The 20,760-nt window shown below is 36.3% G+C and carries 13 protein-coding genes; 6 read left to right on the top strand and 7 right to left on the bottom strand.

The features are described from left to right. Positions 1 to 2: 2 nt before the first annotated feature. Together LB076_RS01015 and LB076_RS01010 are read right to left on the bottom strand one after the other, a co-directional pair. Positions 3 to 2,132, bottom strand: a complete 2,130-nt coding sequence (locus tag LB076_RS01015; RefSeq protein ID WP_066336104.1) for a fibronectin type III domain-containing protein — start codon at positions 2,130 to 2,132, stop codon at positions 3 to 5. 45 nt (positions 2,133 to 2,177) lie between these two features. Continuing rightward, positions 2,178 to 6,920 carry a hypothetical protein gene (locus tag LB076_RS01010; protein WP_066336111.1) on the bottom strand — a complete coding sequence of 1,581 codons (4,743 nt, stop codon included), beginning with the start codon at positions 6,918 to 6,920 and terminating at the stop codon, positions 2,178 to 2,180. Positions 6,921 to 7,249: 329 nt separating this feature from the next. Between LB076_RS01010 and LB076_RS13580 the strand changes: the two genes are divergently transcribed. Beyond that, positions 7,250 to 7,456 carry a transposase gene (locus LB076_RS13580; protein WP_232505663.1) on the top strand — a complete coding sequence of 69 codons (207 nt, stop codon included), beginning with the start codon at positions 7,250 to 7,252 and terminating at the stop codon, positions 7,454 to 7,456. On the opposite strand, the gene LB076_RS01005 is transcribed toward LB076_RS13580, so the two are convergent. The 3 genes from LB076_RS01005 to LB076_RS00995 form a co-directional block, all read right to left on the bottom strand. Then, on the bottom strand, positions 7,423 to 8,325 hold the full coding sequence (locus LB076_RS01005; RefSeq protein ID WP_066336114.1) for an IS1595-like element ISFlsp2 family transposase: 903 nt from the start codon (positions 8,323 to 8,325) through the stop codon (positions 7,423 to 7,425). The genes LB076_RS13580 and LB076_RS01005 overlap by 34 nt on opposite strands. A gap of 132 nt (positions 8,326 to 8,457) precedes the next feature. Further along, the gene (locus LB076_RS01000) at positions 8,458 to 9,156 is read right to left on the bottom strand and encodes a DUF4386 domain-containing protein (protein WP_066336116.1); all 699 of its coding nucleotides are present in this window, start codon (positions 9,154 to 9,156) and stop codon (positions 8,458 to 8,460) included. 23 nt (positions 9,157 to 9,179) lie between these two features. Beyond that, positions 9,180 to 10,025 (bottom strand): alpha/beta hydrolase, encoded by an 846-nt coding sequence (locus tag LB076_RS00995; RefSeq protein ID WP_066336119.1) that lies wholly within the window; start codon positions 10,023 to 10,025, stop codon positions 9,180 to 9,182. A 395-nt stretch (positions 10,026 to 10,420) separates the two neighbouring features. Here LB076_RS00995 and LB076_RS00985 point away from each other — a divergent pair, with 395 nt between their 5' ends. The 4 genes from LB076_RS00985 to serB all read left to right on the top strand — a co-directional run bounded on the left by LB076_RS00985 (position 10,421) and on the right by serB (position 15,533). After that, positions 10,421 to 11,746 carry a trigger factor gene (locus LB076_RS00985; RefSeq protein WP_066336126.1) on the top strand — a complete coding sequence of 442 codons (1,326 nt, stop codon included), beginning with the start codon at positions 10,421 to 10,423 and terminating at the stop codon, positions 11,744 to 11,746. A 399-nt stretch (positions 11,747 to 12,145) separates the two neighbouring features. Beyond that, complete coding sequence (gene clpP / locus LB076_RS00980; RefSeq protein ID WP_066336133.1) at positions 12,146 to 12,820, top strand: ATP-dependent Clp endopeptidase proteolytic subunit ClpP; 675 nt, start codon at positions 12,146 to 12,148, stop codon at positions 12,818 to 12,820. A gap of 88 nt (positions 12,821 to 12,908) precedes the next feature. After that, the gene (clpX, locus tag LB076_RS00975) at positions 12,909 to 14,141 is read left to right on the top strand and encodes an ATP-dependent Clp protease ATP-binding subunit ClpX (RefSeq protein WP_066336136.1); all 1,233 of its coding nucleotides are present in this window, start codon (positions 12,909 to 12,911) and stop codon (positions 14,139 to 14,141) included. A gap of 156 nt (positions 14,142 to 14,297) precedes the next feature. Next, positions 14,298 to 15,533, top strand: a complete 1,236-nt coding sequence (gene serB, locus LB076_RS00970) for a phosphoserine phosphatase SerB (protein WP_066336138.1) — start codon at positions 14,298 to 14,300, stop codon at positions 15,531 to 15,533. Positions 15,534 to 15,572: 39 nt separating this feature from the next. Here the strand turns inward: serB and LB076_RS00965 are convergent, their stop codons facing one another. After that, positions 15,573 to 17,090 carry a GH3 auxin-responsive promoter family protein gene (locus LB076_RS00965; protein ID WP_066336140.1) on the bottom strand — a complete coding sequence of 506 codons (1,518 nt, stop codon included), beginning with the start codon at positions 17,088 to 17,090 and terminating at the stop codon, positions 15,573 to 15,575. A gap of 96 nt (positions 17,091 to 17,186) precedes the next feature. Between LB076_RS00965 and LB076_RS00960 the strand changes: the two genes are divergently transcribed. Beyond that, the gene (locus LB076_RS00960; protein ID WP_066336142.1) at positions 17,187 to 17,984 is read left to right on the top strand and encodes a DUF2797 domain-containing protein; all 798 of its coding nucleotides are present in this window, start codon (positions 17,187 to 17,189) and stop codon (positions 17,982 to 17,984) included. A 98-nt stretch (positions 17,985 to 18,082) separates the two neighbouring features. Here the strand turns inward: LB076_RS00960 and LB076_RS00955 are convergent, their stop codons facing one another. Continuing rightward, entirely contained in the window at positions 18,083 to 20,731 is a 2,649-nt protein-coding gene (locus LB076_RS00955; RefSeq protein WP_066336145.1) for an AsmA-like C-terminal region-containing protein, read from the bottom strand. Between the last annotated feature and the right edge of the window lie 29 nt (positions 20,732 to 20,760).

Here is a 20,760-nt window from a genome sequence, read left to right as displayed (position 1 = left end):
GCTTAATATTTTACATTTAGTTCCGTGATTTCGCTCATGCGTCCATCTTTAAATACTACTCTTAGTAAGTACGTGTATTCATTATTGGGCTGTATATGCTCATCTACAATGCGGTTTACAGAGGGCAATACATTACGAAACAAGGTGATGGGTTTGTCTTTTTGACCTTTATAAATAGCTATTTCGGCAACATTAATCTCTTTGTACATGGACCAATATAACTCTATATAATGATTGGTTTTGTCAACAAAACTTTGCATTCCTTTTACTGCAGGGGGCAAGGTTGTTTTGGGAATGATAACTGTTAAGGCTGGAGCTTGATCAGACTTTAGGCCACTATTGTCTATTGCTACAATGGTATAACTGTATTGATTGCCCTCAACAATTTGATCATCTGTCCAGGTTTCAATAGGTAGATTTTCAGTTCGAATGCCTCCCTGTGTACTTACCCCTTTGTACCTGCCATCGGTATACTGTAAAACCCAATCGGGACTTTTTTTTTCTTTTCTGTAGATCTCATGTGTTATTACATCTTCGCTAGAGCTGCTTGTCCAGTTCATAATTACTTTACGATCCTTTATTTGATAGGATTTAAAAATGGGTTGGGTAGGCTTTATAAAATCGGGTTTTTTTATTTCTAATATATCCGAAGACTCAGACATATTAAAACGCTGGTCAATAGCAATCAAGGTATAATACACCTTTGAGTTTAGGTTTTTTACCCCAACACTGTCTAAATATACTGTAGATAAATGCGGAGAAATAGTAATTTGAGAGTATTCTTCGTTTCTATTATTCCCTCTAAAAATACGGTAGCCTAAAATATCTTTGTCTTTATTAGCCTCCCATTTTAATGTAACGACTCCAAGGCTATCGATACTGCCAGTAAAACCTACTGGTTTTGCTGGCGGTATTGAATCTACTGGCTGAACTAAAGCAGGAAAAGAGGTACGGTTGCTGCCAATTAAACCAATAGCCGTAATTGTCAAATAATTAGTAGGTTGCAAATTATCATACAATATTTTTCGGGCATTGGGCGGTATGTTTTTAATAATTACCTCGTAATCTCCGTTGGCTTTATCAGATCGGTTTAGCTCAAATCCTTTGATTTCTTTATTTCCTTCTTCAAGGAATTCCCATTCTAATATAATTCGTTTGTCATCCAAATAATTTTTGGTGGTAATATGTGGTACAAAAGCTAACAGTTTTTCGCTTTTGCCAAATACAATAGCGGAAGCTGGGCTTATTTCTCCAAAAATAGTTTTGCCAAGGATACGATAATGATAGGTTTTGCCATTACTAATAGAGTCAATGTAAAACATACGTTTGGCATCTGATTTATCACTATTATTTAAAGTGGTTATAGGTAAATCATTTAGTCTTTTAAATGTAATGCCATCATCTGAACGTTCTATAAAATAACTGTTGTATAATTGCTTGTGGATAGCGTAGTTCCAGCTTAACATTGTTTTTCCTTCTAAAAAAGTTCCAGATAAATCAAGTGGTTTAGGCAGTGCTTCATAATCTTGCATTCCAATAAAAACTCCACCTTCCTTGATAAGCATTTCGCTCTCAGGTACCAGGGAGGTTAATTTGTATACATATTTTTCATTAGGATTGATCTCCGTGTCAATATATCCTAATCCGGCCATTAGTGCTGTTTCAAAATCTTGATCTGTTGCATATAAACCCCATGTAAAACGTTGTTCTTGCTCTTCGGACAAATTTATGATGGACTGAAGATCTTTGATACCGCCTAATTCAAACTTTTCACCATACAATGATTGCCCCATCACTGCTGCATTATCATTATTCTGGATTATTTTTTCCCATTGTTCCAAAGGTTTAGGTTTGAATACGCCAAGCTTTTTTTCGATAGGTTGCTGCAAAGTTATTTTATTACGAATGATTGTGTAACGCTTTAATTCATATCCATAGACATTTAATTTACGCCAGGCTTTGGCTGTAGTGACCGCCCAACGCACCATTATTTTTCCGTCTTGATTTGGTCTTGCTGTTACCATGATTTGAGGCTCTTGAGTAGTAAGAGAATCTTTTTGCTGCGCATCAACTCCTGTTGTAAAACAAAATACAATAATTAGCAATACTAATAGGTTTCTGTTTAAATACATATTATAATGTGTTTGTTTTTATGATTGACTCTAATACACTGACCTTTAAAATGGGTTAGTATACGTAAATATACTTGAGCTCCCTTTTATATTTCCAGGCATGGTGTACTGCATTTTTATTTTATAGTCGCCTCTTTTTATAGAAGGGAATACACCGTTGATTATGTAACTATACTTTTGTATCTCCGTTTGATATTGTGTTGCATTATTTAAATAGGTATTTATAATTTTATACTGAATGGCCATAAAATCTTGTTTGTAATACAAAAGTAAATTATATCTAAATGGCATCCTTGTATCCAGTAATGGAAATGTAGGATTGTTCTCCAGATAACTGGTGTACCAAGTTAAAACGTCAATCCCTTTTTTTGGCACGATTCCTAATAGATCGGTATTTCTATTCACTGTAAATTTTGGTTGTAAAGGATATCCTTGATAGATTAATGGATAGATGATATTTGTAAAATAGGTATCGTCTAATATGGCTTCTACATTTATCATAGGTACATAATTAGTTGTTGGTCCTCCTATAAGTTCTGCTAAACTAAATCGTTCAGAGGCTTTTACATCCGTTTGGATAGCATGAACATCAGAGTAAATTGGTTCTAAATAGTTGTTGGTTATCCTTTTATCATGAACCTTTTCTGCAAAGGTATTGTACGCACTGGTCGAAAAATTGTAAACTAATACATCTACCGTTGTTGCATCCTTGATTACGGCTTCGGCTTCACGATTTTTAACTTCGATAGAATTGCCTTCTTGATCAGAACCAGTTGCTGTATATTTCACTTCTTTCATAGTGGTATTGTCAGCTTCAACAGGAGGTTTGCTTACAATTCTAATAGTATATTTTTTACTATTGATCATTTTTGCAAAATTGAACTGTACTTGTCTTTGTACTTGATTATAAGAAAGCCCAGATGCTTTGACAATACCTGCATCACTTTCAAAATTGATCTGCTGAGTCCAATTGGATAATGGTGGAAATAAGTACGGTTGCCCTCTTTTTAACTTCAGGTAGCCACTGTTTCGTTCTGATTGATAAAAGTATTGTTGATTCACTAATGGGTAAGAAAATTCAATATTACTAACAGGAATATAATCGGGTGCTTCACCGGTAGTAAAAATAATGTTTTTTAGTTCTTTAGCAATTTGACCATCTTGTATTAATGTAACCCATGTTTGTCCTTTTTTTTCTTGGAAGCTTACTTGTATACTCGCTGATATTGAGCTGTTTGGAGGCAAAACGTCTGTCGAAATAAAGTTGGCTGCATCTTTGTTTTCATTCCACACTATAGTTCCTTCAATAGGTTTTCCGTTGTTTGTTACGCTGTATTTATCTAATAGAATCCGATAGGTTTTGGTACCGTTATCATCTTCTAATTCAAAAGGAGTATTGATTCGGGTATTAAAAACTGCTTGTGGTACTGTAAAGACATCTACACCCGTAGTGCCTTCTTTTGGATTTACATCCGAAATTATTTTCATTCCGCCTAAAGGGGCTCCATCGATTAGCTTGCACTCTTTACCAAGTTCTATTTTAAATCGAAAGCGTCCCTTTACCATACCTCCTAATAAATCAAAATAACCTCCCATGTATCCTCGGAACCAGGAAGGATTAGGTAATTTTGCTTGCATTAAGACGGCAGCACCGGCTTTTATGATGGGTATTTTTTTTCGAACGAAAAGTAATTTTACTTTTATACCTAATTCTCCTTGTAAATAGGCATAAGCTTGACCATTGGCATACCAGCCATCGATGCCTATTGGTCCAGTTCCCTCGCAGGCTGATTCTCCGTAATCTTTGATCATAATATCAAAACCTAGTCCAGCTTGAAAACGGGCATAAAATACTAAGAATGACATGTCTCCGGTATCTAAGCTCAGATTCATTCCAAACGCAAAACCACGTCCGTCTCCTAGAGCGTTTAAATCACGCATGTAATTTAGTGTTTGAGCATCTAGATGGAGTATTTCAGCTACAATTGCAGGAGGGGGAGGACTACCAGGGATATTGTCTCCAATCATTAAATAAGAGGTGGCTTCTAGTTTAAAACTTCCTAGGCCTAATTTTAAACCAACTCTATGAGATGGGGTTCCTGCATGTAAGAACCATTCATCACTACCTGCATGAAATACAGCCCTTCCAGCTCTTCCTCTAGGTCCAACACCTTGAAATAAACCTCCAGGAGTATTTATAAATACCTCCATTTCACTATGAAAGACATGATTTTGAAAATCCATTTCCATCGAAAAGTTAGCATCAATACCAATATCAAAAGTCAACCCATCTTGCGGAAACGCTACTTTGCTATATTCTACTAAATTAGACTCTTTTAATTTATCCATTAAAATATTTTTAGCGCCTAAGTCATTGATTTTATTTTCCATTTTAGTTAGCTTGTCCTTGAATTTATCTCCAAATTTAAAGTCCAAAGCTTTTACAATATGTCCTTCTCCAAAGAATAAGACCCTGTTAAGGCCGCCATGAGTATTAAATGCCATTTCAAACCCTACTTTACCATTAAAGGCTTTTTCATTTGCGAGCGCAAACCCTATCAAAGCCCTGAAGCCTAATCCTGAATTGATATCTGGAATATACGATAATCCAGATGGAATTGCAGCGGAGTATTCGCCTGGTTTCTTGGTCATTTTGTAGTATGCTCCTCCTCCAAAACCGTTAACTATCGCTGGTCCAATGTATACTTTAACAGGTGAATTAGAGAGGTCAACATAAGCGTCAACATACCAATACCTAAAGTCAGTTTTTCCAAACCAAGCGGAAGCAGAGACCTTTATGCTATTAAAATCCGCATCTAGTTTTCCGTAAAATCCATTGCCATATGCGGGGTCGTTGTCTTTTATGTCTACAAACCCTTTCATTTTTATAGCGCCTAAGTCGGCTTCTATTGAAATTTGGTTAATTTTTATACGATCGTATTTCCAACGAGTTAGCCCTTGGTTTTCTTTAAAACTACCAATAACGGATAAAGAAGTCCCGCCTGAAAATCCTTTATCCATCATATTAACATCAATTGCAAAACGAAGGGAGGCTTCGGTATCATTAGCAGTCAAGCCTATTTCTGAAATTGTAACGGGAAAGTTGGCAAATTTAACCTCGCCAGCATATCCCAAATAGTCAACTTTGAAGTATGGGCTTTCTGTTTGTAGTTGTAAGTTTTGAAATGTTACTCCCTTAAAATTTACAGTTTTCTTAGTAGTATCTGTTGTTGAATTGCTAGCTTGAATTGTAAGACTACCATGAAGCACTGCTCTTGGCTTGAATTTTTTATCTAAAACTCTTAATTCTACGTATGAGTTACTGGTTAGGATTGCTTTGGCCTGGAAAACATTAAAGGATATGGGTGTGTCTGAGGTTACTTTTAGTAAGTATTCATCATTAGTAGGGTCAATTATAGCCTGGTATACTAATGCTTTTTGTTTTACAGCGATTGCATCTTTGGCTAGTGCTTCGTCTTCAGTGAGCTCACTAGTTACTGGTAAAACAATTTTCCCGTTAAAACTAGCACCTGTGAGATTGTTCATAACGAAGGATGCTTCAATGTGATCAACGGAGAATTGCCATTTTGAAGCGTCTCCTTCAGTTATAGGTAAAATGTTGTCAACTGAAAAATTACCTGAAACACCAAGTCCATCAATTAATAGATCTGTTGCTTGGAACGCTACCCTTTCCTTACTGGCTCTCTTTTTAAATTGCTCAGGCAAAATGACTTTTAACGTTTTTACATAAACACCTCTCCATAGTTGTTCGTTGCCAGGAATGAGGTATTTTTGATATTCCTTCGGAAATTTTATTTCTGGTGAATTTTGGATATCACTAAAATCAAATACAGCAGTATTTAATGCGAAAATAAGCCCTGCTTTTCCGGTGCCATCCGTGCTTCCTTCTTTAGTTAACTGAAATGGAGGTAAACTGATTTCTACGAGTATATCGCTCCAATCACTTACTACTGTTTTAAAATGACCCGTTACAAGTGACGAATGATAATTTGGATCCTCAATTTTCATTTTCGGAATCACATGATACGATGTGTCTACAGGTTCAAGGATGTTTCTCGAAAATACGACGTCAGCACTTATTCCTAGTTCTTTAAAACCACTACAATCAATAGTGACATAGGTTTTATTTGTAATATCGCTAGTTTTCATGTCAAATCCTCCTCTTAAAATTACCATTGTATTCCCTCCATTAATAGGAATAGGCATGTCACCTAAGAGTGCTAGATTTGCTTCACCATAGATTCCTCCTCTGTGAGATAATTTTATGTTGTCAGCGCCAAAAAAAAGTTGTTTCTGTCTCCCTTGTTCGTCTGATTGTTGTATCGTTATTCTTACAAAGGCTGTAATTTCAGTGTATTCGGGTGTAAAACGTGCCTTACTAATCGCTAAGGTGTAAGTAATATTACCGATCTTTTTATTGATACCTACAGGAAGTGTTATTAGGTCATCTGGAGAAACTAAATCAATGAAGTTTTGACGAGCTTCAATTTCATTCATTACCGCTTTGGCCTGAAGAATTTTTTCGTTAGTTATAGTATCTGTAAACAAATGTTGTCGGATGTAAGATTCATCGAATGTGCTGATACTGTTTGTTGAATTTTTGTCTGAAAAAGGGATTCGATCAGAAAGTTGAATCTCCTTAATAACTTTAGTAGAGAATTGCTTTTTTTTGGCTGTTTCAATTGGATTGTTTTTTGCCGTTATACTAGCCGAAAATGGAAGAATCAAGAAGATGAAAATGTAAAATAAGGTAATTTTTTTTATCATAGTTTATTTTACTAATGTTAACATTAAGTTTAGTATAGCGGTTTTATTGCGAGTCTTTTTAATTAATCCTTATTCAATTTATTTCATAATCAATTTATTTCATAATCAATTTGTTTATTAAACAAGATTTCGTGTGATTAAATTTTAGATACATCAAACAAAATCTGATTATTATCATAGCTTATAAAAAAAATGTTTTTTCATACCATTCTTTATAACTTAATTTTAAGTTCTAAAAACGAAAATTACCCAAAAAGAAAACAAACATAATCAAAATTATTGTTTTTAAATACACAAAATTTAAAGATGTTTTTTTAATAACTATTGCATTGCATCAATGTCTAATCAAGATAAATTATGACTCTATTTTAAACTACTTCGATAAAAGAAGTACAAATGCTTCAGCAGAATCTTTTAATGCTAAAATAAAAGCTTTTAGAAATCAATTTAGAGGAGTAAGAAAAGTAGATTTCTTCTTGTTTAGATTAACTAAATTATTGAGTTATACATTTAGCATCTGTTTAATATCTTTTTGATAAATCGGCTTGTCATTTATCATTCTTTCTATAGATTTATGAAAAATACTTGTTTTAAATCGTGAACGGTTTATTCTAAAGCAAAATTCATCAAAATAAGCTTGAATATGCCATTTGCTAACATGGGTAGGTATTGTCCTAATCCAAGATTTCAATTGCATGATCACAATATGTAGTTCCTTGAAATTTTTCCCATTATCACTTAATTTCTGTTCAATATTATAAAGCTTTTTTAGAGGTTCATATCCTCTCCATTTATCGGTAACTATATTCGCAGTTTGGCTTATGTGTTCTTCAAAAATTGGAGTTAATGATTTTGAAGAATAGTCATCAATAGATTTCACATAAACTCTTTTTATCTGATGTTTTTGGTTTAATTCTACTGCTATTACTGCCTTTTTCTTTTTAGAATCATAACTTCTTCCTTGTTTACCTTCTTCTTTTCCTCCCACAGTAAATTCATCTACATGAACTATTTCTGACAATGGATATTTCTGACTGCTTTGCATTGCTTTACGTACTTTTTGCATAAAATACCAAGCAGTACCTTGACGAATATCAAAACGTTTTCCCATTTGAATACTTGATACACTTTTGCTACTGGTTGTCATTTCAAATACGATACAAAAGGCTTTGTGTAAACCAAACTTTACCTTATGAAACAATGTATTTGTAGTTGCGCTTTCCACATGTTGACAGCTATAACATTGATAATTATATCCTGATTTTTCACATCCTTTAGTATGACCACATTTCATACATTTAAAACCGTCTTTCCATTTTATTTGCGCCAAATAAGCTTTGCAAGTTTCATCATTTGGCAATTCTTTTATAAAGTTTAGTATGCTTTGGCCTTCAAACACTTCCATATCCTTGATTTTAAAGGTATAAATATACAGAAATTGAATGACTAACTCAATAAATTTATTTGCCTAGTCCCCAACTTTTGCACTTGATCCAATGCAATATATAAAAAATATGTATCTGAATTTTAGCACAGATTAAGTATTTGTAGCTTTTGTTTTAAATCCTTTTAGTAGGAGCCAAATTGCCAAAACAATTTCTTGAACTACTATGGGTATGGTCAAAAGAGCGTAGGTTATAGATAGTACTTTTATTTGTTGAAAAAGAATTAAAAAGCTACCAAATAGCAATAGCAGGTTGCTGATTATGCCCCAAATCAAGAGCTTGCTTGGAAGGGATTTTTTTTTAATAAAAACGGTATGTAATAATAAATTACTTAGTCCCGTTGCAAGCATCACTCCTAAATGATTGCAGAGATCTCGGAAGAGCTTGAGTAGTTCTCCTATATTTTGATACAATGCCAAATTGCTATCTGTTGTATGAAGGTATTGGTAACTCAAATGAATACAAATGGGCAATAAAATAACTCCTAGCAATTGAAAAACTCCAGCAATTAATCGAAAACCAACAAAGGCAATAGCAATACTTCGGTTGTAAGTCCATGCCATTTGGTAGAGTGTAATTGCAAAACCGATATAGATGGGAACCAAAAGGAATTGAAAAAAAGCAGCCCTAAATACTGCGATTCTGTCTGGATAACTCTCTGTCAAAAATGCCGTGCCATCCACTGATGGGGCAATGCTTAAGATCCCAAATACTATTCCTGCAAGGATCAATGCTCCTGCAATTTTAGCTGTTTTGTTAGGGGAATACCTTTTTTTTGATGTTGTGTACACTTACGGTTACTGGTTTAGGGGTTTTATTCTTGTTTTAAGGTCCAGATTAGGGCTTTTTCTTTTGTGGCTCTAAAGATTGTAGCATGCGTTTCTTGAGGGTTGTATGTATAGTTCCATTTTATATTGCTATTATTTTGGGCTTCTAAGATGGTTGCTAATTGCGTAGTGTAAAGAGATATGTCTTTTGCTTTAGAACTAGTGAACCAGACTTTTTTTTGGGATTTATAACTCGGCAATAAGTGTTGGTTTGCGGTGGTTATTAGATAGTGTTTATTCCACCATAGAGAGGGATCAAATGCAATGTAGTTGTCAAACATTTCGGGGTTCATGAAAAAAGTTTCTAGTACAAAAAGACCAGATAAAGATTCTCCGATGAGGGTTTTTTTGACCGTAGTGCGGTATCGTTGGTTTATTTCCGGAAAAAGCTCATTTGCAATAAAGGCTCTAAATTTAGCAGAACCTCCAACTATGGGTGCAATTTCCTTGTCTTTTTCTACTTCTGTGAAACCTGTTAAATCGCGTCTACGTTGGGTGTTTTCAATGCCTACAAGTAGTGTTGGGGGTATTTGTTTGGTTTCTATAAGTTGTGCTAGTGTGTTGGCAATGTGTGGAAAATCTTCTTTGATACCACCATCTGCCATATAGATTACATTTAGAGAATCTTGGCTGGTGGAGTAGGTTTCTGGGGTCCAAACGTTGATGACTCTGGTTTCTTTGCATTCTTGGGAGTGTATAGTAAAGGTGGTGTGCTTGGGTATTGGGTCAAGTTTTGCAGGCTTGTTGGCACAATTTAGCAAAATTAGTGCAAGGACAAACAGGCTAATGGTTTTTTGGATTTTTCTAGAAAGGCTAGTGTGGTTTGATTTCATTTGGTTTGTTTTGGTTGTAATGCGTTTACCAAAAATATAAATTTTAAATTAATTAAGGCTTTAATTTTAGAATGTTTTAGGGTATTGGTTTTTTTGTAAGTTGCTGTTTTGTATTTGGTTGCAATGTTTTTGTGAGGTTTTTTGCGTGAAGGATGGCAGTGGAGCTCTTTATGGTTTTGGCCGTTTAGGCAAAACCATAAAAGCGGGAACAAACAGCCTGACCCGGAGTTTTTTGCGTAGGGGCACGCCCAAAATATGGGGCTTTGGGGCGCTTTTTGCATGGAGGTGTCTGCTCTGTGGGGCATCTGGCGGGTTCGGGATTAAAAAGCTTGGTTGGCTTGGAAAAATTTTATAATTTTGCCCACCAAATTTATAATGTAAATTAAAGAACGAAGATGGATATCAAAAGAGTAGCAATAGACGCTGTGAGCGAAACAATTGTAATGACAGTTGTGCACATGGATTATAAAGGTCAAGTAGCCAAAAGAATTAATGAAAAAATGCCATTGGCAACCGTAAAAGGGTTCAGAAAAGGACAAGTGCCTAAGGATCTGGTTGCAAAACAATACGGACGTGGTATTAAGCAAGAAGAGGTTAAAAAAGTAGTAGATTTGGCCTTAGAGCGTTATGTACAATCGGAGAGATTGAGCCTTTTGGGATCTCCTATTGCTAAAGAAAATGACGATTTGGATTGGGATGCAGAAGAATTAACTTTTGAGTTTGAAATTGGTTTGGTTCCTAACTTTGAATTGGATTTAGACGCAGCTAACGATATTGTAAAATATGTGGTTACTGCAGATGATAAATTGATTGATGACCAAGTGACACGCATCCAAAAACAATTTGGAAAAGCAGTACCACAAGAGGTTGTTACAGCAGATTCGGATGTTACGGGCGTGTTCTCTAACGAAGAAAAAGAAATTAATAACGCAACTACAATTGCTGCAGATCTTTTTAAAGACAAAGCAACTTTTGATTTGTTTTTGGGCAAAAAAGTAGGCGATGTAGTTACCGTAAATACAAAAGGCTTGTTTGAGGACGACCACCAATTGATGGACGTTATGAAGGTAAGTCATGATGCAGTTCATGGTTTGGATGTTGCTGTAAACTTTACTATTGAGGCGATCAACACGGCAGAACTTGCCGAATTGAACCAAGAATTGTTTGACAAATTGTTTGGAGAAGGCAAAGTAGCCACTTTGGACGAATTGAAAGCAAAAATCAAGGAAGATGCAGAGAACCAATTTGCACAACAAGCAGATCAAAAATTGTTGGGCGATGTAACCGAATTTTTAATCGAAAACACCAAGTTTGACCTACCAACAGAATTTCTGAAAAAATGGTTGCAAACCGTAGGCGAGAAAAAATTATCTCCAGAAGAAGCAGAAGCAGAATATGCACGTTCTGAAAAAGGATTGCGTTTTCAGTTGATCGAAGGTAAAGCAATGACACAATCGGATATTAAAATCACTTTTGAAGATTTAAAAACCTTTACAGCCAAAAACATTCGCCAACAAATGGCCCAGTTCGGACAAACCAATCCTACGGATGAAGAAGTACAAGGAATTGTAGCCAGAGTACTATCCAACCAAGAAGAAGTAAAAAAATTATCAGACCAAGTTGTGGCCGAAAAATTATTGGAATTGTTTAAAGAAAAAGCAAAACCAACCACCAAAGAGGTTACTTACCAGGAGTTCATTGCAGCATCCTACGGCGAATAATCACTAGTCTGGCGGGATCTAAAATCTAAAATCAAAAGTCCAATTGGGGCAAGATGGTTGCAATTTTAGCATTACATAACAGACGAAATACAATAAAAAATAGGTATATTTGAGCGTCAGAAAAATATTTTTGGCGCTCTTTTGTTATTTATAATTTAGGAGCTAATCCAGTTATCCGTTACAAGTTTTGAAAGTTGTTTTCGTTTTTTTACAATTCTTGCAAGAGCTTCCTCTGGTCGCTTTGCAACAATAAAAAAAACCAGAAAACAACTTTCAAAAAGCTTTTCACTACTACCTGGGCTAAAAAACAAGACATATTGGCATAGCTATAAATAGGAACGACCTTTGCAATAGAGACACTACGATTAGATAATAAAGTACAACTTAGAACCCATACACATGAACTACGGTAAAGAATTTAAAAAGTTTGCAACAAAACACCAAGGAGTAAATGCCATGTATTACGATAAAATTGTAGCAGCAATGAATCCTACAAACATGACACCCTATATTATTGAAGAACGCCAGTTGAATATCTCCCAACTAGATGTGTTCTCTAGATTGATGATGGACAGAATTATCTTTCTGGGCACGGGTATTGACGACCAAATTGCCAATATTGTACAAGCACAATTGTTGTTTTTAGAAAGTGCAGATGCCTCCAAAGACATACAAATCTATTTAAACTCTCCAGGAGGAAGCGTGTATGCCGGACTAGGGATCTACGACACCATGCAGTACATCAAACCAGATGTAGCAACCATTTGTACCGGTATGGCTGCATCCATGGGAGCTGTTTTGTTGTGCGCAGGAGCAGAAGGAAAACGTTCTGCATTGCCACACTCAAGAGTAATGATACACCAACCATCTGGAGGCGCACAAGGCGTGGCAACAGATATGGAAATAAACTTGCGTGAAATGTTGAAACTCAAAGACGAGTTATACAAAATCATTTCGCAGCACTCTGGGCAAACCTTTGAAAAAGTACACAACGATAGCGAGCGCGATTATTGGATGATTGCAGACGAGGCTAAAGAATATGGAATGATTGACGAAGTTTTAAGAAGAGGATAAAAAATATAGTCAAAAGTTAAAAGTCAAAAGTCAAAAGCAATGCTAAAGACTTTTGGCTTTATGACTTGATGACTTTAGACTAAAAAAAATGGCGAAAGAAAAATTAGAATGTTCGTTTTGTGGCAGAAAAAAGCCAGAAACACAGTTGCTAATAGCTGGGATAGATGCCCATATTTGTGATAAATGTATTGAGCAAGCACACGGAATTGTACTCGAGGAAATAAAATCTGCGGGGAGTGCTAACGCAGCCTCAGATTTGATATTAAAAAAACCAAAAGAAATTAGAGCTTTTTTGGACCAATATGTAATTGGACAAGATCAAACCAAAAAAGTAATGTCAGTTGCGGTTTACAACCACTACAAACGTTTGATGCAACAGCAAGAAGAAGATGAGGTAGAGATCGAAAAAAGCAACATCATTATGGTTGGGCAAACCGGAACCGGAAAAACATTGGTGGCAAAAACAATTGCCAAAATGTTAGACGTTCCTTTGGCAATTGTGGATGCAACGGTACTCACCGAAGCGGGTTATGTAGGAGAAGATGTAGAGAGTATTCTCACTAGATTGTTGCAAGCAGCAGATTATGATGTTGCCAAAGCAGAGAGAGGAATTGTTTTTATTGACGAGATAGACAAGATTGCTCGCAAGGGAGACAACCCTTCTATCACTCGGGATGTATCTGGCGAAGGCGTGCAACAAGCCCTACTTAAATTATTAGAAGGAACGGTTGTAAACGTACCACCAAAAGGAGGACGCAAGCATCCAGACCAAAAGTTTGTGGAGGTAAATACACAAAACATACTTTTTATTGCTGGAGGTGCTTTTGACGGAATTGAACGAATTATATCTAAAAGATTGAACCGTCAAGCAGTAGGATATTCTACATCCAAAAATACCGATACCATTGATAAAGACAATTTATTGCAATACATTATTCCAAAAGACATTAAAGATTTTGGATTAATTCCCGAAATCATTGGTCGTTTGCCCGTATTGACACACATGGATCCTTTGGACAGAAAAACCTTGCGTGCCATTTTGACACAACCCAAAAATGCCTTAATCAAACAATACCAAAAATTATTTTTGATGGACGAGGTAGCTTTTAGTATTACCGACGAAGCCTTGGATTTTATTGTAGATAAAGCCTTAGAATACAAATTAGGAGCTCGTGGATTGCGTTCTTTATGCGAAGCCATTCTAACCGATGCCATGTATGAATTGCCAAGTTCGGAAGACAAAAAATTAGCCATTGACAAAGAATATGCCCAAGAAACCTTGAGTAAAAATTTACTAAAACGATTAGAAATAGCTTCCTAAAAAAAGCTGTTTTCGGTAATTCAAACCTGTTCCTTGATCGGAACAGGTTTTTTTATGCCCTACGCTATTAATTTAGTATTAAAAACCAAACGGTTTCTTTTTTATACGCCTAAGATTGCCGAATTTTGTTAGTACTAACTAAACAATAGCATCCGGATGATAGAAGATAAAGAAGTTATTTTGTTAAAAGTTTCGGGCCAAGACAAACCAGGAGTTACCGCCAGTTTAACGGCTATATTGGCCAAGTACCAAGCCATTGTTTTGGATATTGCACAAGCCAACATACACGATATTTTATCCTTAGGGATTTTGTTTAAAGTGCGCACCGGAGCCTCTTCGGCTGCGATCTTAAAAGAAATTTTATTTAAAGGCTATGAACTAGGCGTTACAGTTACATTTACGTCTATTTCTGTCCCAGATTATGAAATTTGGGTAAAAGCCCAATCCAAAAAACGGTACCTCATTAATATTTTAGGCGTTTCTATAACGGCACAACAGTTGTCTGCGGTAACGCAAATACTAGCCAATCAAGATTTAAACATCTACGCCATTAAACGGTTGACCGGTAGGATTTCTATTGTAGAAAAAGAGTCGTATCCTCGCTCTTGTGTGCAATTATTTGTTTCCGGAAAATCTTTAGACAAGGCCTTATTGACCCAAAAATTTATGGAAACCGCACAAGCATTAGAAGTAGATATTTCTTTTCAAGAAGACACTATGTATAGACGAAACCGGCGTTTGGTATGCTTTGATATGGATTCTACCTTGATTCAAACAGAGGTGATAGATGCGCTTGCTGCACTAGCTGGTGTAGGAGAACAAGTACAAGCCATTACTGCACAAGCCATGAATGGCCAGATAGATTTTAGCGAAAGCTTTAAACAACGAATGGCTTTGCTCAAAGGGTTGGATGCATCTGTTTTGCAAAAAATAGCCCTAAACTTGCCCATAACTCAAGGAGCACACCGCTTGATGAAGGCGCTGAAATATTATGGGTACAAAACGGCTATTTTATCCGGAGGGTTCACGTATTTTGGTCGTTATTTACAAAAAGAACTAGGCATTGATTATATGTATGCCAATGAATTGGAAATTATAGACGGTAAATTAACTGGCAAACATTTGGGGGAGATAATAGACGGGAATAAGAAAGCCGAATTGCTTCAGGCCATTGCCCAAAAAGAAGGGTTGCATATCCAACAAACCATCGCAGTAGGAGATGGTGCCAATGATTTGCCTATGCTCAATCTAGCAGGATTAGGCATCGCATTTCACGCCAAACCTGCTGTAAAAGAGAATGCTGCTACCACGATTTCTAGTTTAGGGCTAGATGGCGTTTTGTATCTCCTAGGATACCACGACAGGTATATTGACATGAGAATCGAAGAATAATTTCAGGCAAAATTGCTGCAAAAAATAGCTTTATGGAAACTACTTGTTTTGCATATCCTGAAGTTGTTCTAAATACGCTCTTTGGTTGGATAGTCTGGGTATTTTGTGTTGGCCACCGAGTTTATCCCGTTCTTTGAGCCAGTCATAAAATAAATTTTCTCGGGCTATGTGTATAACCAAAGGGTTTAAAGTCATGTTGTTGTGTCTTTTTGCTTCATAATCGGAGTTTAAAGATTGCAAAGTAGTGTCAAGTATTTTTTGAAACGTTGGGATGCATTCTGGCGGTTTTTTAAACTCAATCATCCATTCATGAGCTCCTTTTTGTTTGCCTTCCATAAATACTGGAGCAACGGTATAATCGACTACTTGAGTTTGGGTCATTTTGCAGGCATGCGCAATGGCTTGATCGGTATTTTCGACCATTAATTCTTCGCCAAAAACGTTGATGTGGTGTTTGGTTCTTCCGGTAACTCGTATTCTGTAGGGACTCAAAGACGTAAAACGTACGGTGTCTCCTATTAAATAGCGCCACAATCCAGAGTTGGTGGTAATAACTATGGCGTAGTTTTTAAACAACTCTACGTCTGCTAGACAAACCACTTTTGGGTTAGGAGTATCAAACGTGTCCATGGCAATAAATTCATAAAAAATTCCGTAATCAAGCATCAATAATAAGTCACTAGAATAATTAAGATCCTGAATGGCAAAAAATCCTTCGGAGGCATTATATATCTCGTAGTATTTAAATTCTTTTTTAGGGATTATTTTGTGGTATTGCTCTCTGTATGGTTCAAAATTTACGCCTCCGTGAAAATAAACTTCTAGATTTGGCCAAAGTTCTAACAAATTGGTTTTTCCGGTTTCTTCGAGCATGCGGTTCATTAATACCAACATCCAGGAAGGAACTCCTGCAAAACTCGTTACGTTTTCTTTTTTGGTTTCGTTAATGATTGCGGCCATTTTAGATTCCCATTCGCTCATTAACGAAATTTTGCTGCTTGGTGTGCTGCTAAATTCTGCCCAGATAGGCATGTTTTCTATCAAAATAGCCGATAAGTCTCCAAAAAAGGTATTGTTGTTTTCGTGAATTTGTGAACTGCCTCCCAAACGCAAGCTTTTGCCTTTAAAGAGTTCGGAGTTTTCGTTATTATTTAGGTACAAACACAACAGGTCTTTGCTTCCTTTGTAATGGCAATCTTCGAGTGCGCTACTGCTAACGGGGATAAATTTGCTTTTGGCATTGGTGGTACCACTGGATTTGGCAAACCATTTTATAGGAGTTCCCCAGAATAGGTTTTGTTCGCCATTGCGGGTGCGTTCAATTAGAGGGTGTATGTCTTCGTAGGTTACAATAGGAATTCTTTGCGCAAATGTGGCGTATGATTTTATGGAACTAAATTCAAGATCCCGTCCCATATCGGTATCTTTTGCAGCAGCAATTAAATGCATAAGCAATTCTTCTTGCACTTCATTTGGGTATTTTAAAAACAACTCTATTTGATGGATTCGTTGTTTTAAAACCCAGGAGGCGAAGGAATTGATAATGGTAAGTGGCATTTTTTAAAATTTGGGTTATGAATTATGCGTTACGAATGATAACTTTACCAAAAATAACAATTTTTGTTCAACATTAGGCTTTAAAGATATAACTAAATGCAATACGAAGGCGTACTGACTAAAATGCAAACCGAATACGGAAACCCAATTCAATATTATCTGGTTTTTGAAGATAATTTTTTGAATGTAAACCAATTACTATCCAAGGATATTGCTCTAGAATTTGTAGGATACCAGTGTTTAAATTGCCAAAAAAAGAAAAAGATTTTTCGCCAAGGTTTTTGTTATGACTGTTTTTATTCTAGTCCTGCTGTAGGAGATTGGATCCTGAAGCCCGAGCTCAGTACAGCGCATTTAGGTATTGCCGATAGAGATTTAGCCTACGAGCAAAAAGTGCAACTACAACCGCATGTTGTTTATTTGGCGCTTTCAAGCGAGATAAAAGTAGGGGTTACCCGAAATACCCAAATCCCCACCCGATGGATTGATCAAGGTGCCAATGCTGCTATTGCTATTGTGGAGTTGCCCAATCGGTATTTGGCCGGGATAACAGAGGTTGCCCTAAAGGCGTATTATACCGATAAGACTAACTGGCGAAAAATGTTGACAAATGCGGTAGAAGAGGTAGATTTGGTTGCAGAACGGATGCGTTTAGAAAGCCGTATTCCAGAGCAAGCAAGGGAATATTTCTTTTTGAATAAAAATGATTTGTACCAGATGCATTATCCAGTTTTAGAATATCCGACCAAGGTGAAGAGTTTAAGTTTAGAGAAAACGCCTTTTTTTGCAGGAAAATTAACCGGTATAAAAGGACAGTATCTTATTTTTGAGGACGGAACGGTTTTTAATATACGTAGTTCCGAAGGCTATGTGGTACGGCTAACCATGCAATAAATTTTAAAAACCATCCCTATAATACCCAAAAAAAGGAGTACACACTAAACACTAGTGTGTACTCCTTTTTTTTTGATGGGAATTAAAAATCCTAAAAACTAAGGGGTTGTTTCGGGTTTTGGCTCTGCCGTTTTCTTTTTCTTAAAAAAACCGTTGATTAAATCCGTGGCTTTGGTTTTCACTTCTTCTTGTACTTTTTCTTTCACTTTCTCTTGTACCTCTGCCTTGGTTGTAGGTAGTACCGTTTTTGTGGTATCTCCTGGTTTTTTGTTTTTGTTAATCAGGGTATTTAATTGGGAAGTCCCTTTTTGGATTAAATTAGCTTTTTGTTGTTGGATTAATTGGTTGGTCAAATTGGTTGCTGCCGTTTTCATATCGGTAGTGATTTTTGGGTTAGAAAAATTTCCGGTCATTAAGGCATTAACGGGGATATTGTCCAATTTTTTGGCATCTGCTGGGCTTAGTTTTGCTATCAATGCATTTGCTTCGGTGCCCAAATATTTTGCAGGAACATCTAATTTGATGGTGTAATTCATGTTTTGATCAAAACCATGGCTTCCTCCTATAGAGGCTTTTATGTCTTGGTATTTGATGTCAAATGGTTTTACGTTGACCTTGCCATCCTTAAAGCTGATTGCGGCTTTTAGGTCGTTAAAGTTGATTTTATCTAAATTTAAAAACGGAATAGTATTACTCAAACTGGTCAATACGGTGGAGTTGCTAGCATTAACAGAGGTAGAGGCCAACTGGCCCATTAGGTTTCCTGTTAGGGTTTTTAGATCTGGACTAAAGTCTGTGGTTAGGTTTCCATTTAATTTAATGGTAGAGTTTAATTTTCCGTTGATGATTCCGGCTATTGGTGCTATTTTTTTGAGTAACTCTAATTGGGTGAAAGATTGTGCAATATCTACTTGGTTAAGCCCTAGATTCATGTCAAATGTGGGCACTTTTCCTTTGGTAGATACGGATCCATTTAGGCCAATATTTCCACCAAAGATGGCTGTTTTTACGTTTTCCATGGTTACTTTTTCGTCCTTTATAAGTAGTTTTCCCGAAACGTCTTTTAGTATCAAGTTGTCATACAACACGGTATTGGCTTTTGCCGAAAGGCTGCAATTCAAAAAAGCAGGTATTTTCATGGCTTCGGCTTCTTTTTGAGGAGTTTTGGCAGTGGTCGGCGGTGTTTGAGTGGTCATAAAATCAGTTACGGCCAATTGATTGGATACCAAACTGAAGTTTCCTTTTAGTTCTTGGTTTTTAAATAGAAAGCCATAAAAGTTTTCTAGAACACCACTAACGCTCAAGTCACTTTTGCCCGTGGTGGCATTAAATTGTTTTAGGTTTACTTGGCTTGGGTTAAATTGTACCAAGGCAGTGCTAATGTTTAATGCTTTTCCGTTTTCGTCTGTGTATTTAAAACCAGACAGGCTCATTGTACCTGCATTTTGGATGTTTTGATACTGGCTTTTTTCTACGGATTGCATGTCAAATTTGGTGGTGACGTCTGCTTTTAAAATTCCGGATAAGGGTTTGTCTAACGCAATAGGATAGGCCTTGGATAGGTTGGCCAAATTGATGGTTCCTTTGAGCATGGCATCTACAATGGCGTTTTGGGTAACGTTAGTGATTTTTGCTTTGGCGTTAAAGATATCTTGGTCTATTTTAAAAGATAGTTTGTCTAGATTGACATAGGTATCGTTGAGTATTCCGGTTTCGTTGATTATTTTGGTGTCTAGTACAATGTTTTGTACGGATTTAGGTAGGTCCGGATATTTAAAAGAGCCGTTGTTTGAGGCAATTTCAATATTAAATTTAGGTACGGTAGTTTGGGTGTATTTTCCTTTGGCAAAACCTACAATGGTAAAATCGCCGGTTGTTTTGACTTTGTCAAGGCTGGCAGAATAGGCTGCTGGGAGCACGCCCAAAAAGTTTTTGAAGGAGGAAGTAGGGGTTTTAAATTTTAAATCATACTCTTGTCCATCTTCGGCTAATTGGATAAATCCATCAAACTCTAATGGCAATTGGTTGATTAGGGCTTTGTTTTCTTTGAAGGTATATTTGCTTTTTTCTAAATCAATTTCTAAAACGGCATCTAGAGTCAAGGCTACGTTTTTTAGGTAGTTTACTTTATCCATATCCAGAGAAACTTTGGTGGTGGTTTTGGTAGTTAAATCGAGTATGGAGGCCGTGAAATCTCCGGTTCCTTCATGTTGGATGCTGTCTAAAACTAATTTTATTTTTGAGCTTGCATCAAAATATTTAAACCTCAGATTGTCTACTTTGTAGTTTTGGATGTTTAAAGAAAGGGGCGCATCTTGGCTGGTTTCTTTTTTGTTGTTGTCTTTGAGGGCAATATCATAATTGCCTACGCCATCTTTGTTAAAAAGAATATTTACTACACCGTTTTTGGTTCTAATTCCCTGAATGTGCATGGGTTGGTTTTTGTCTTTAAAAAGTTCTTTAACAGACATTCGTAGCTCTAGCTCTCCAAAAGCCACAAGGGTATCGCCTTCAAAGGGCGCTTTGTTAATAATTACCAAACTATCTAAGGTAAAGCTGGCATTCGGGAAGTTTTTGAATAAACTCAAATCTGCTTCTGTAAAGCGTATTGTTGCATCCACTTTTTCGTTCAAGATACTGGTTATTTTGGCAGTAATTTGGTCCTTAAAGAAATAAGGAATTGCAAAAAGGGCTACTATAGTTAGCAGCAAAAGTCCAGCAAGTATCAGGGCAATTTTTTTAAACATAATAGTCTGATTTTTTAAGTTTTTCTTAG

Source organism: Flavobacterium crassostreae (assembly GCF_001831475.1).
Lineage (GTDB): Bacteria > Bacteroidota > Bacteroidia > Flavobacteriales > Flavobacteriaceae > Flavobacterium > Flavobacterium crassostreae.
Note: the sequence above shows the minus strand (reverse complement) of the source record. Positions and strands in the feature narration are given on the sequence as shown.